Source organism: Prosthecobacter sp., from assembly GCF_014879935.1.
Lineage (GTDB): Bacteria > Verrucomicrobiota > Verrucomicrobiia > Verrucomicrobiales > Verrucomicrobiaceae > Prosthecobacter.
Window position 1 is genome coordinate 1 of the sequence record NZ_JACSRD010000267.1, and the last position, 13841, is coordinate 13841.

Consider the following 13841-nt stretch of genomic DNA (forward strand, 5'->3'; position numbering starts at 1 on the left):
GGGGCTGGCGGCAGCCTGCGCATCGCCCCCGGTGAAATCCACGCACATGACGGCAGAGAGCAGCAGTTCCTCCTGCACCAGGTTTCCTGCCGCGTCTTGCTGCGTCAGGTAGGCCAGCTTTTTGTCCTGAAGCAGGATCATTCCTGCCGCATCAGCGCCATTCCAGGCGAAACAAAACCTGCCGTGCGCAGGCTCGTCCAGCGGTCCTGCCACGCGCAGCATACCCTTTTCGTCCTTGAGCACGATGTCCACAGTACCCTGTGCCATCTCCTGGTCATGCAGAGGAAAGGTGATGACCTCCCCCTTTTTGACGGTGGTCAGAGCCGCGAAGGATCGGGCGTCCACCCGCGTTGCCCGCCCCTTCACCTCACGTCCGGCAATCTGCTCGCTGATGACATGGGCCGAGCCCGGAACCAGCGGCTGGCCGGTGGAGGCTCCCATCAGCTTGAAGACTTGGCGCGGGCCGGCCTTCTCTTTCGCCACGGGCTTCACGCCATTGTCTGTGATCTTCTCTTTTACCTGCCCCATGCCGGGAACAGGGTCCGCTGACGCTGGGATGCTGGCGGATCGAGATGCCGCGTCCGCTTTCGTCTTCGGCGACAAGTCCGTTCTGCCGATGTGCCAGATGAGGAGGCCAGAAATCAGCAGCGGAAGGAACAGAGCAAGACGTAGCGGCAGTCTATTTTTCATAAGAGGATTGGTCGGGGTGGTGGTCTATGGCTGTGTCTGGCCGGCGAGGGGGAAGACTTCTGACAGGGTGCCGATCTGCGCCCGGTAGGCGCAAGCAGCAGCAGTCAGGCGGCTGTGGACGCCGAGGCGTTGGAAGATCTCCTTGAGGTGGTTTTTCACCGTGAAAAAGCTCAGGTCGAGGATGCGGGCGATCTCCTCATTCGTCTTCCCCTCCGCCACCCAGTGCAGCACCTGAGCCTGACGCAGCGTCAGGCCGAGGCGCTCAGCGAGTTTTGACGCAGGGGTGGAGTCTTGAACGGATGTCCTGTTTGGCACCGCCCCCTCTAGGTCAGGGCAAAAGCCGGCACAATGGCCCGTACGGGCCATGCCTTCCCCGTGGTCACGGCGGAGGGAGGAATGGCGTTTCATCAGGGGTAAATCACGAATTCACCCTCTCCTGTCCTGTTTTCATGACTCCGTTACGCCTTCACAGAAAATAAGTGACAAAGCCTGCGGCTGATGGGAAAAACGACGGCTTGCTTCATGCCACACCCGCCTGCCGAAACTCTTTTTCCATCAACGCGCTGGTCGCTTTTGCACCGGTTGCGTGAGGGATCGGAGGAGGAGGCCCGCGCCGCGCTGGAGGCTCTCTGCCGAGCCTACTGGCAGCCGCTTTACTGCGTGGCGCGCAGACGTGCCTGGTCCGAGCATGATGCCCAGGATGCGGTGCAAGGCTTCTTTGAGGTCCTTTTGCGACGTGAGACCTTTGCCACGGCGGACGAGGGAACAGGCAAGCTGCGACAGCTTTTGCTGCGTGCGTTTGACAACTTCTGCACCCAGCAATGGAAAAAGACGGTGCGTCAGAAACGCGGCGGTGGGGCGGAGCATGTGGAGATCTCTGACCACTTCAATGCCGAGGAGGCCGAGCGGCACTTCCAGAGATCGGGTGGCGGTGCTGGCAGCGCGGAGGCGCTCTACAATCGCGAGTGGGCGAACGCGGTGTTGGAGCGCAGTCTCCAGGCTTTGCGCGAGGACTATGCCCGGCGCGGCTGGCAGGAGCGCTACAACCTGCTCGTGGGGCCGCTGCTACAGCTGGATGACACCACCAGTCTCGAACAACTGGCCGCCAGCGCGGGCATGACCGCTGGTGCCTTGCGCGTGAACCTGCACCGCATGAGGGGCCACTTCCGCGACCAAATCGAGCGTGAGCTGGCCATCACGATCGACTCCCATGATCCGCTGCTGATCCGGCAGGAAATGACCGAGCTTTTCAAGGCCTTCACCTGATGATGGATTCTCCCACCGACCTCATCCGCGCCAACGCCGGGCGCATCTTTGGTAACATGCTGGACGATAATCTCGCTGGCATGGAATGCGAGGGCGACAGCATCGGCCCCTACCGCCTGTGCGAGATCATTGGCGAGGGTGGCTTTGGTAATGTCTGGCGCGCAGAACAGACGGAGGTGGTGAAGCGCGAGGTGGCGCTGAAAGTGGTCAAGCTGGGCATGGACACCGCACAGGTGCTGGCGCGGTTTGACCAAGAGCGCCAGGCGTTGGCCGCGCTAGAACATCCAAACATCGCCACCATGCTCGACGCTGGTGTGGGGCCGAATGGACGGCCTTACTTTGCCATGGAGCTGGTGCGCGGCGGCACCATCACGCGCTGGTGCCGTGAGCATGAGGTGACGCTGCCCGAACGGCTGCGGCTTTTCATGCAGGTCTGCCAGGCGGTGCAGCATGCGCATGAGAAAGGCATCCTGCACCGCGACATCAAGCCCACGAATGTGCTCGTCACGGAGGTGGACGGCGCGCCTTTGCCCAAGGTGATCGACTTCGGCATCGCCAAGGCCATGCAGAGCGGTGACCTGGAGGGGCTGACGATGCTCACGCAGGAGGAGCAGGTGATCGGCACGCCGGTCTATATGTCGCCAGAGCAGATCGAGGGCGGGCACAGGCTGGACGCGCGCAGCGATGTGTATGCGCTGGGCGCGCTGCTCTACGAGATGCTCACGGGTGCTCAGGCCTTTGATCTCACCAGCGTCGGCACAGGTGGTCTGGCTGCGGTGCGGCATCTCATTCTCGAAACCCATCCCGAACGCCCGAGCACGCGGCTGAGGCAGCAGACCTCCGCTGCCAAACACGGTGAAGCTGGCGGAAAAAACCTCCTCTCCGCGCTGCCTGCCGACCTGGACTGGATCACCATGAAGGCGCTGGAGAAAGACCGCCTGCGCCGCTACCAGACGGCGGCGGACTTGGCGGCGGATGTGCAGCGCCATCTGCACAGCCTGCCCGTTCTTGCCCGCCCGCCCAGCTTTGTTTACAAAACCGGACGCTGGCTGCGCAGGCACCGCCGCGGTGTGATCACGGCGGGCATCGGCGCAGCGGCCAGCGCGGTCTTGGCTGTGGCTCTCATGTATTATCAGGCGGAGCAGGCGAAAAAGCCCAAGCCCATCGTGCTGGATGCCGAGGGGCGCTTCACGAACCACCTCGGCATGAAGTTTGTGGATGTACCCGGAACCGACGTGCTGATGTGCATCCACGAAACGCGGCAGAAGGACTATGCCGCCTATGTCTCCGAGGTACCGGGCGCGATGGGCATCTGGTCGAACGGCGTGGAGCGCGGGCTGGACATGATGGTGGAAGACCGGGACAACCATCCCGTCATCCGCGTAAACTGGGGGGAGGCGAAGTCTTTCTGCGACTGGCTCAGCAGAAAGGAAGGCCGCGTCTATCGCCTGCCCACCGACCGGGAGTGGAGCTATGCCGTCGGCATCGGCGAGCATGAAAAGTGGACCAAGGAGACCACTCCCTCCATCGTCTTCCGCCACCCGACAGCCTTCCCCTGGGGCACGGAATGGCCGCCGCCAGATGGCGTGGGCAATTTCAGTGACGAGACACGGATGAAGTTTGTGCCGACAGACCAGCCTTACTTCAATGGCCGGACCGATGGTTACTTCACCACTGCTCCAGTCATGAGTTTCAAGCCGAACAAACTCGGCATCTATGACCTCAGCGGCAACATCCAAGAATGGGTCGAGGACTGGTGGGACGCCACCCGGAAGTCCCACGCATCGCGCGGCGGCTCCTGGGGCGATGCGAAGCGGGAGAACCTGCTCGCCTCCTTCCGCAACGGTTTCAATGCAGTCGCCAACCCCGCCTTTGGCTTCCGCTGCGTGCTGGAGCGGAGGCCGACCTTCCGCGCCGATCCGACGCCTGTGATCGTGGGGCCGCCTTTGCCAAAGTTCCCGAAGAAAATGACCCCGGAGCAGGCTGCCAAGGCCAGTCTCACGAACAGCCTGGGCATGAAATTCGTGCCCATCCCTGGCACGGACGTGCTCTTCTGCATCCATGAGACCCGGCGGCAGGACTATGCGGCCTTTGACAAAGAGGTGCCCCAGAGCGGCGCGCGGCTGCAATGGAAAACAGCGCGCTGGGGCAACCAGCCCACCGGCATGGGCGACGACCACCCCGTCTCCAGCGTGAACTGGGATGAAGCACAGAGCTTCTGCGCGTGGCTCAGCAAAAAGGAGGGCCGCGCCTACCGCCTGCCCACCGATACCGAATGGAGCTTCGCGGTCGGCATCGGAGATCTGGAAAGCCTCACCCGTGACAGCACGCCGGCCATGCTCAGCGGCATCGCGCCTGGTGCCTTTCCTTATGGCACCAGCTTTCCGCCGCCGCCGGGCCAGAGGGCGGGAAACTATGCCGACCTCGCCCACCGAAGCGCCTTCCCAACGGCGGATGTGCTGGAAAAATACGATGACGGCTTCATCACAAGCGCGCCGGTGATGAGCTTCCCTGCAAACGCGCTCGGCCTTTATGACATGGGCGGCAATGTCACTGAATGGACGGACACCTGGCTGAGCATGACGCAGAGCCACCGTGTGCTGCGCGGCGGCTCATGGGAGGACTTCAGCATTGACGGACTGCGCTCCGGCAGGCGCTTTGCCGAGCTTCCCGTGACCCACCGCGCCTCGTATGGCTTCCGCCTCGCGCTGGAGAGCGATCTTCCAGACCCAAACCTGCCGCCGCCCACCAAGTTTCCCGACCCTTTACCCGAAGCCGAAATCAAGGCGCGCAGCGTCACGAACAGCCTGGGCATGAAGTTCGTCCCCGTGCCCGGCGCTGACGTGCTCTTTTGCATCCATGAAACGCGGCGGCAGGACTATGCGGAATACGTGAGTCACTTCACCACCAGTCCGGGCATCAGCAACGCCTGGCAGATCCAACAGTGGGAGGGCCACCCCGTCGGCGCGGAGGACAATCATCCCGTAGTCTCATTGAGCTGGGAGGATGCGCAGGCTTTCTGTGACTGGCTCAGCCGCAAAGAAGACCGCCTCTACCGCCTGCCCACTGACCGTGAGTGGAGTATCGCCGCAGGACTCGGCCCGTATGAGTCGGCGGAAAAAACACCCGAGCAGCTCGGCCTGGCCGGGAGGAAGGAATTCCCCCATGCCGGTGCCTATCCGCCGCGTGGCAATGCGGAAAACTACGCCGATGCAGCTCTTCGCCAGAAGCTTTCCACCCAGACCGCGATTTCCGGCTACGAAGACGGCTTCATCACCACCGCACCCGTGATGAGCTTCAAGGCCAACCCCTTTGGAATCTTCGACCTCGGCGGCAATGTCACCGAATGGTGTGTGGATCTCATCAACCCTGAGGATCAAAGGCGGGTCCAGCGCGGCAGCACCTGGCTTCACCACGCACAGCCGGACCTCACCTCCGCGAAGCGCTTCTCCGAAGCGCCGAACGTCCGCAATTACCGCTACGGCTTCCGCTGTGTGCTCGTACCCGGCGGCAAAGCACCGCCACTGACTGGCAAGGAACCGCTGAAGCCCCACGAGCCTCTGCCACCAGTCGAGCCGCCGCAAGCTGACGCCATTTCCGCGCTCCAGGCGCAGTCGCAGCCGAAGTTCCCAGAGTCCCTGACGCTCGCAGAAGCAGAGCCGCAGGCCATCACCAACAGTCTCGGCATGAAGCTGCTGCCTGTGGGTGGCACCAGCGTGCTCTTTTGCATCCACGAGACACGCTACCAAGACTACGCCGCCTATGCCGCAAATGCGCCCGGTGTCGGCCCTGAATGGAAAAATCAAACCGTGGATAAAATCGTGATCAGCGAACGAAACCAGGACCATCCCGTCTTCTCCGTGAGCTGGCAGGACGCCCAGGCTTTCTGCGCCTGGCTCAGCGCCAGGGAAGGCCGCACCTATCGCCTGCCTACTGACCGCGAGTGGAGCTACGCCGCAGGCATCGGCTCAAAAGAAGACTGGAAGCAGGGCACCACTCCGCAGACTGTCTTCAAAGTGCAGAAACACTTCCCCTGGGAGGGCGCGTGGCCACCACCACCGAGTTCCGGCAATTTCACGGATGAAACCCGGCGCAAGCAGGTGCCACGTGAGGGCACTCTCTACCTCGACGGCTACGACGACGGCTTTGCCATCACCGCGCCCGTGATGAGCTACCGCCCCAATTCGCGCGGCCTTTACGACATGGCCGGCAATGTCTGGGAATGGTGCCAGGACCCCTTCGATGACGATCGTTATCTCTTCCCCATGCGCGGCGGCTCATGGGCCATTCCAGGCGCGGCATGGCTGCACAGCTCCTTCCGCTACGCGCGTCATTACACCCAGCGTGGCCCCACCGAAGGCTTCCGCATCGTGCTGGTGCCCTGACCTCTCATTTTCTTCCTCGATGTGTTCGAGAGTAATCGCAGAGCCAGACATGCATCGTCGCATTTCGCTTATTCTTTGTCGTGACGCTCCGTGCCGATTGATTCATGATTTGTCTCACCACCATGAAATCCGCCGCCGTCGTCAACTTCGCTCCTGAAAAAGGCTCCGTCGAAATCCGTGAGATCGAAAAGCCGACCATCGGCACCGAGGACGTGCTCCTCGAAGTCGCCAATGTGGGCGTTTGCGGCTCCGATCTTCATCAGTGGACCTCCGATCACTCCTGGCCGGTGAATTATCCCGTCGTGCTCGGCCATGAGTTTGGCGGACACATCATCGAGGTCGGCAAGGACGTGGAAGGCTGGAAGGAGGGCGACCGCGTCGTCTCCGAGACCGCCGCGATCATTTCCAAGGACAATCCGATGACGCGTCGCGGCCTCTACAACCTTGACAGCACCCGCAAAGGCTTCGGCTACGGCGTGAATGGCGCGATGACGAAGTATGTGCGTGTGCCCAGCCGCATCCTGCATCATGTGCCGGATCATCTTCCTTTCGAACAAGCCTGCCTCACCGAACCCTGCTGCGTCGCTTACAACGCCGTCGTCAAAAACGCCCGCATCGAGCCCGGCGACCGCGTCATCGTGCTCGGCCCCGGCACCATCGGCATCCTTTGCGCCGCCATGGCGAAACAATGCGGCGCTCAGGTCGCCATCGTCGGCCTCCAGCAGGACGCGCATCGTCTGGAGCTCGCCCGCAAGCACTACGGCTGCGAAGTCATCATCGGCGATGCGAAGCCCTGGGCCATGGAACGCGACGGCCTTGGCTGCGACGGCGTCATCGATGCCGCCGGTGCCAGCATCACGCTCAAAATCGCGCTGGAGCTCGTGCGCCCCGCCGGCTGGATCTCCAAAGTCGGCTGGGGACCGCAACCGCTCGGCTTCAACATCGACCCGCTCGTGCAGAAGAACATCACGCTGCAAGGCAGCTTCAGCCACAACTGGCCCATCTGGGAACGCGTCATCGCCCTCATGAGCAGCGGCCAGTTCGACGTGAAACCCATCATCGGCGGCGTCTGGCCCGTCACCGAATGGCACGAAGCCTTCGAGAAGATGCACAAAGGCGAGGTGGTGAAGAGCGTGCTGCGGCCGGTGTGACAAGGTGCTCAGGGCGATACAAAGCAGAAATGGTCGCACCAGCTGCCTCAAGCGTAGGATCTGTTCGCTTTAGAGTTGGTTTGCTCGTCGCGGCCTCCGGCACGCATCATGATATCCAGCTCATTGTCTTGAAGATAGTCGTTCCATCGGATGATACATAACTAAAGCCGCCTTCCATACCAAGGGGGTGATCTCCTTCCTGCCACTCCGCCTTTGTGACATCAGAGAATAGATATTTTTTCTGCTCGACCTCAATGGTGGCTTTGCCCTGCTCGAAAAGGTTTAGCAGCGCCCAGCCTGTGCGTCCCCAATGATCGTCATGAAGGCGAAAGTCGTGATGAACTCGGATAAAGTGCCGAAGTAAGGCCCTCTGTGCTTCCATCTCGAACTTATTGGGATGGCTTGAGTCGCCTACATGACGAGTATGGTCCAAAACTTCCAGTAAACTGCGAGCTTCAGTAATGATCAACAATCGAGGAGTGTACTTCGAACAAATCTCACACGAGACGATCACAGGCTCTCGGGCAGTGAGGCGCTTAAGGTTGCCATTTTTGCATGGCATGCATAGCCCACCAGTGCTTTGTGCCGTAACAAGCAGCATAGACACGCCGCACTTGGAGCAATTGGTCTTAGAATCAGACATGACGGGACTCGATGTTTAGTGGATTGAGCAAAGGATTCGGATAGTAAGCGCTTCCGCCGGTTTGCCATCACCATAGTAGACGCCTGGAGAATGCATCATTGAGTCCTTTTGGTCGCAAAGGAGCCTCCAGAATGACAAATCACCTCACCCGCTCCATCCAAGCCGCCGTCTCCCGATTCGCCCGCGTGATCGACTCCAGCGCCGCTTCATCCGGTTTTTCAGATGCATCACGCAGAGCGCGTTTGCGGGCTTCGTTGCGCAGGTAGGCTCCGCAGAGGTGGTAGCCGATGCAGCCGGGTGTTTCCCGCAGCGCGGCGAGCACGCGGGCATCGCCTTCGCCGTCGTGGCGGCCGGAGCCGTCGGGTTCGCGGATCTGGATGGCGTGATCGGCTAGCAGCACGGGCTTGCCGGTCTTTTGATGCCAGTGATTCAGATTCGCCGTCACCTTGTCCGGCCCGCTGAAGTGCTGGAAGCTGAGGACATCGACATACGGCAGCGCGGCGTCGATGACCTCGTCGGCGATGGGATGGGCGGCCTCGTAGCGGTCGCCGAGGATGAGGTGGTGCTTGTCATAGCGGCGCACGGCATCGTGCGTGATGCGATACCACTTCATGGCCAGCGCGTGCAGTTCCTTGCGGCCCGCCTCCGTCTTGAGCTTCTCTGGATCAAACAGCGGGCCTTTCCAGGCGCTCTCCGGGCGTGTGTGAATCCACGTGGGGCAGTCGATGTAGAAGTAGCCGATGAGCTTCGGATCATCCTTCAGCCGGGCGCAGTGCTCCCGCGCGACGTAGTCACACCACTCGGCGAACTCCGGCGCGTCGAAGTCCGGATGCCGCGTCTCCGCCTCCCACTGATGAAAATCCGCGAACGGCAACTGATGGCAATACGGCAGCCCGAGCCACTGATACTCCTCAAACGTGAAGGCACGCGAATGGCGGTGATTCGTGCTTCCCCGCGTCACCACCTCCTGCGTCCAGCCAACCGAGTTGAAGCCCCACGCCTTCAAATCCGGTGCCACGGCCTCCTTGAGCCACTTTTCCATCGAGTTGCCATATTTGCGCTCCCACAGGTCGCCATTCGACGCGTAGCGCAGCGGCGCGGGATCGATGTGATTCAGCCCGATGGAGAAAAACGGCCGCCCCTCCGGCGTGATGAACCACCACCGCCCGCCCCGCTGCCCAACCGTGAAAAACCGCTGCGGATCGACTCCACGGCAAACCGTGGCGGCAGCGAGGGAAGCAAGGAGAGTACGGCGATTCATCATGACAGGCCCATAACGCGTCGTTTGTCATTCTCCTGCCTCTTTTGAGGTCTTTGCAAAAGCGCTGCATGCCCGACGTTCCCACCGCCTCATGAAAACACTGCTCGCCTTCCTCGCCACCACCGCTTTTGCTGCCGATTACCCGCGCGTCATCTTTGCCGATGATTTCTCCGCCGAGGGCTTCGGGCCGCGCTGGGGGCACTACAAGAGCAGCAGCGTCGTCAAAGGCGGCGTGCTCGTCGGCATCACCGCACCGACCTCCGATCACAGCGCGGTCGATAACATCAAGTTCGAAGGCGAAAAGGACCTCCAAGTGAAGGTGAAGTTCCGCTTCGTCAGCGACAAGGCGAAGAGCTTCAACGTGTGGTTCGACGACAAGGGCTACAAAGGCTCCCACGCCGGCCACATCTGCCAGGCGACCATTTCACCGACCGGCGTGAACCTCGCCGATGCCAAGACCGGCGGCTTCAATCTCGAAGGCGGCCTCTACGACCGCAAAAAGGCCAACCAGCTCACCGATGACGAAAAGAAGCTGCTCGCCACAAAGCAATCGCGTGCCCAGACCAAGATCAGCCTCAGCGAATGGCACACGCTCGTCGTCACCACGAGTGGCGACACGATCAGCGTCAGCATCGACGGCAAAGACATCGGCAGCTTCACCTCCGCAGGCATCGCCCACGACACAAAGTCCCTCGTCAGCCTCACCACCAACGCCGTCGATGTCGAATACGACGACTTCAGCATCAGCGGCGTGGCGAAGTGAGGCCTTGTGACACAGACACTCTTGTCTGTGTCCAACCCCAGAGCAGACAGGGGTGTCTGCTTCACCGCCATGCCGCCCGACCTGCTCATCGTCCGCACCTGGATCGTGCAGTTCTTTGTGCTGCGTAATGGCGATGAACTTTACCTGATCGACACCGGCTTCATCGGCGCACGACGCGCCTTGCATCGTGCGCTGATCGCCCGCGGCTGGGAGAATCTCCCCATCCGCGGCATTCTGCTCACGCATGGCCATCTTGATCACGTCCGCCACGCGCCTGATCTGGCCAAAGACCATGGCGCATGGATCGCCGGGCCGGAACGTGATCTCGAACACTACGAAAACAGGGCGCGCTACACTGGTCTCGGACGAGTGGCGGGTGTCTCCGAGTGGATCGGGCGGCGTCTGCTGCGCCACCCGTCCTTTCGCCCCGACCGCCTGCTGAACGACGGCGACGAGTTGCCGATCTGGGGCGGTCTGCGCGTCATCGCCCTTCCCGGCCACACGCACGGTCATTGCGGCTATTACTCCGCCAAGCATCGCCTGCTCTTTAGCGGCGATTTGTTCGCCTCCTTCGGCTTCGGGCCGCAAATAGCCCCGGCCTGTCTGAATCAAGACAATGCCGAGGCCCGTCGCAGCATCCGCCGCGCCCTCGAACTGCCATTGGATGGCGTTCTGCCCTGCCATGCAGACAAAGCGCCGCCGGAGAGGCAGTTGGAGTATTTGCGTCTATTGTCTTCATCATGACCCGCCACTTCCTCCACTCGATCAGCCTCGATCATGGGAAGGTCGAGAATTGGGATGTGCACCCGTTCTCGGTCCCGGCGATCCAAAGTCTCGAAACGCTGAAACTGCATCCCAAGGTGACGTTTTTTGTCGGAGAGAACGGTTCGGGCAAATCGACGCTGCTCGAAGCGATCGCGGAGAAGCTCGGCTTTCGTTTTTCCGGCGGCAGTCGGGTCGAAAGCGTCTTCAAGCACGAATATGCCTCGCCGCTGACGCCGGCGCTGACCATCGCCCGCACCGGCAATCGTCCCATGGACGGCTTTTTTCTGCGGGCGGAGAGTTTTTACAACTGGGCCACTGAACTCGATGAACTGGAGGCCAGTCCGCACTGCGGCGGCGTGTTGATGTCCTACGGCGGCAAGAGCCTGCACGCTCAGTCGCACGGTGAATCCTTCCTAAACCTGCTCACGCAGCGCATCGACGGCCACGGCATCTACCTCTTCGACGAGCCCGAGGCCGCGCTCTCACCACAGCGCCAGCTTTCCATGCTGGTGCGCATGCACGATCTGGTGGACGAGTTTTCGCAGTTCATCATCGCCACACACTCGCCGCTGATCATGTCCTACCCGGATGCGTGGATCTACCAGTTCGGCCCCGAAGGCATCCAGCGTGTCGATTATGAAGAAACCGAGCACTACCAGATCACGCGTGGCTTCATGCGGGATCACAAGAGCATGCTGAAGCGGCTGCTGCGAAGGGAAGACGAGCTGGATTTCGAGGGTTGAGCGGATTGAGGGGTTTCAGCAAATTGCTGAGCAATCGCTGCTTGATTCCAGAAATTGGAGAGCGTTCATTTTCTGCTCTGCACGCATGTCCGCGTTTCATTTGTCCGATTTTCTGCTCCAAGCCGCCGCTCGTTTCCCCGAGCGGCTCTTTCTGTTCTCGGAGGAAAAGGAGATGACGTATGCGGCGGCGGCCGGGCTCGTGGACAGGCTGGCGGCGGGAGTGATCGCCGCTGGGGTGAAGCCTGGTGACCGTGTGTTGATCGTGTCTGAAAATCGCCTGGAGCTGGCGCTGACGACGCTGGCGGCGATGCGTGCGGGAGCGGTTTTTTCGGTGCTGACGTCCCAGATCACGCTGGCGTCGTTCGAGCGGATCGTGGGCCAGTGCGAGCCGGCGCTGATCCTGCTGGAGGCCAGGCGTGCGGATCTGAAAGCGGCCTGCGCTGGCATCAAGACACTGATGATTGAGGATGATTTCGATGCGCTGGCGCAAACGGAGGCCGTGGCGCTGCCCAAACCGGCAGGCGGCGATGCACTGGCCTTTCTGGTCTTCACCTCGGGCTCCACCGGGATGCCACGTGGCGTGATGCTGAGCCATGCGAATGTGGAATTCGTCACGCAGGCGATCCTGCGGCGGCTGCAGTATCGCATGGACGACCGGATCGGCGTCTTTCTGCCGCTGTCGTTCGACTACGGCTTCTACCAGCTCTTTTACACGATGATGACGGGCGCAGCCTTGTTCATCGGGCGTCCGGAGATGTCCGGGCCGGAGCTGCCGCGCATCCTGGCACGCCATGAGATCACCATCGTGCCCGGAGTGCCCACGCTCTTTGCCGGATTGATCAAGATGCAGTCGTGGCGTCCCGTGCCGCTGCCCAGGCTGCGCGCTTTCACGAATACGGGCGATCATCTGCCGCTGGCGCACATCCGTCAGTTGCGGCGGCTTTTTCCAGAGGCGTGTGTGTTCCCGATGTATGGCCTGACGGAGTGCAAGCGCGTCTCCATCATGCTGCCGGAGGAAATCGACGCGCATGAAAACAGCGTGGGCCGCGCGCTGGACGGCACGGAGGTGTGGGCGGAGTCGCCGGACGGGCAGCGCCTGCCGCCGGGCGAGGTGGGTGAATTCATCGTGCAGGGGCCGAATGTCGGGCTGGGCTACTGGCGTGCTCCGGAGGAGACGGCGAAACGCTACCGCACGCTGCCGGATGGCTCGCGTCTGCTGGTGACGGGCGATTACGGCTCCGTCGATGCGGAGGGCTTCCTGCATTTCCATGCGCGCAGCGATTTCATGATCAAGCACAAGGGCCACCGCATGAGCCCGGTGGAGATCGAGGAGGCCGCGTGCCGCTCGCCTCACATCGTCGCCGCGGGCTGCATCAAGGACGATGAGCGCGACAAGCTCTGCCTTTTCATCATCACCGTGCCCGATGAACGCCCTGAGGACGCGGTGATCCTCGCGACGCTGACGGAGACGCTGGAGCGAGCCAAGATCCCCGACCGCTTGATCCATCTGCCAGAGCTGCCGCGCACGGCGAACCAAAAAGTGGACCGCAAGGCGCTGCGCGCGCTGCTCGCGGCTGAAACGGCATGAATGCAAACCTCGCCAGCACGCTCACGCAACGCCACGGCACACCGCTCTATGCGTATGACCTGGCGCAAATCAGCGCGCGCGCGGAGGAGCTCTTCCAGGCGCTGCCGCAGGGCTCTGCGGTGTGCTATTCCTTCAAAGCGAATCCGCTCCCGGCTGTCGCACGCCGCGTGCGTGAATGCGGCGGGCGTGCGGAGATCACCTCCGAGGGCGAACTGGCCGCAGCGCTGGCTGCCGGCTTCACCGGTGCGCAGATGCTCTTCGGAGGGCCGGGAAAAACGGCGCATGAACTCGACGCAGCATTGCAGGCCGGCATCCGGCTTTTCTCGTGCGAGAGTTTTCGCGATCTGGCGGCGCTCTCCGCGGCCTGCGGGCGTCATCAAGCCGATGCCGAGGTGCTGCTGCGCGTGAATCCATCGGAAGCGCCGGACGCACGGCTTGCGATGACAGGTGTGGAGAGCCAGTTCGGCTTTGCCGAGCCCTTGCTGCTCGATCCCGCTGCGCGCCCGCAGGTGCATCTGCCTAGGCAGTGTTTTAAAACCTCAAAAGGCGAGAGAAAGAAGTTGTACTCACGGGTTGGATAACGGAT

The 13841-nt window shown here is 61.8% G+C and carries 12 protein-coding genes; 8 read left to right on the forward strand and 4 right to left on the reverse strand.

Going from position 1 to position 13841, the window contains the following annotated elements:
- On the reverse strand, window positions 1–528 hold a 528-nt coding region (locus IAE77_RS29440), incomplete at its 3' end, for a hypothetical protein (protein WP_294235009.1).
- A gap of 186 nt (window positions 529–714) precedes the next feature.
- The gene (locus IAE77_RS29445) at window positions 715–1098 is read right to left on the reverse strand and encodes a helix-turn-helix transcriptional regulator (protein ID WP_294235011.1); all 384 of its coding nucleotides are present in this window, start codon (window positions 1096–1098) and stop codon (window positions 715–717) included.
- A gap of 114 nt (window positions 1099–1212) precedes the next feature.
- Here IAE77_RS29445 and IAE77_RS29450 point away from each other — a divergent pair, with 114 nt between their 5' ends.
- The 3 genes from IAE77_RS29450 (at window position 1213) to IAE77_RS29460 (ending at window position 7492) form a co-directional block, all read left to right on the forward strand.
- Complete coding sequence (locus IAE77_RS29450) at window positions 1213–1956, forward strand: hypothetical protein (RefSeq protein WP_294235013.1); 744 nt, start codon at window positions 1213–1215, stop codon at window positions 1954–1956.
- Complete coding sequence (locus IAE77_RS29455; RefSeq protein ID WP_294235015.1) at window positions 1956–6341, forward strand: bifunctional serine/threonine-protein kinase/formylglycine-generating enzyme family protein; 4386 nt, start codon at window positions 1956–1958, stop codon at window positions 6339–6341. The genes IAE77_RS29450 and IAE77_RS29455 overlap by 1 nt, the downstream gene beginning before the upstream one ends.
- Window positions 6342–6463: 122 nt before the next feature.
- On the forward strand, window positions 6464–7492 hold the full coding sequence (locus tag IAE77_RS29460) for a zinc-binding dehydrogenase (protein ID WP_294235016.1): 1029 nt from the start codon (window positions 6464–6466) through the stop codon (window positions 7490–7492).
- Window positions 7493–7598: 106 nt separating this feature from the next.
- Here the strand turns inward: IAE77_RS29460 and IAE77_RS29465 are convergent, their stop codons facing one another.
- Window positions 7599–8135 (reverse strand): hypothetical protein, encoded by a 537-nt coding sequence (locus IAE77_RS29465; RefSeq protein WP_294235018.1) that lies wholly within the window; start codon window positions 8133–8135, stop codon window positions 7599–7601.
- Window positions 8136–8274: 139 nt separating this feature from the next.
- Window positions 8275–9399 (reverse strand): hypothetical protein, encoded by a 1125-nt coding sequence (locus IAE77_RS29470; protein ID WP_294235020.1) that lies wholly within the window; start codon window positions 9397–9399, stop codon window positions 8275–8277.
- An 88-nt stretch (window positions 9400–9487) separates the two neighbouring features.
- Here IAE77_RS29470 and IAE77_RS29475 point away from each other — a divergent pair, with 88 nt between their 5' ends.
- From IAE77_RS29475 to IAE77_RS29495, 5 genes are all read left to right on the forward strand, one after another.
- On the forward strand, window positions 9488–10159 hold the full coding sequence (locus IAE77_RS29475) for a family 16 glycoside hydrolase (RefSeq protein WP_294235022.1): 672 nt from the start codon (window positions 9488–9490) through the stop codon (window positions 10157–10159).
- Window positions 10160–10228: 69 nt separating this feature from the next.
- Window positions 10229–10903, forward strand: a complete 675-nt coding sequence (locus tag IAE77_RS29480) for an MBL fold metallo-hydrolase (RefSeq protein WP_294235025.1) — start codon at window positions 10229–10231, stop codon at window positions 10901–10903.
- A complete protein-coding gene (locus IAE77_RS29485) occupies window positions 10900–11667 on the forward strand; it encodes an AAA family ATPase (protein ID WP_294235026.1) in 768 nt (255 codons plus the stop codon). Before IAE77_RS29480 ends, IAE77_RS29485 begins: the two co-directional genes overlap by 4 nt.
- Before the next feature lie 85 nt (window positions 11668–11752).
- A complete protein-coding gene (locus IAE77_RS29490) occupies window positions 11753–13255 on the forward strand; it encodes an AMP-binding protein (RefSeq protein WP_294235027.1) in 1503 nt (500 codons plus the stop codon).
- A complete protein-coding gene (locus IAE77_RS29495) occupies window positions 13252–13836 on the forward strand; it encodes a hypothetical protein (RefSeq protein WP_294235029.1) in 585 nt (194 codons plus the stop codon). Before IAE77_RS29490 ends, IAE77_RS29495 begins: the two co-directional genes overlap by 4 nt.
- The last annotated feature ends 5 nt before the right edge of the window (window positions 13837–13841 follow it).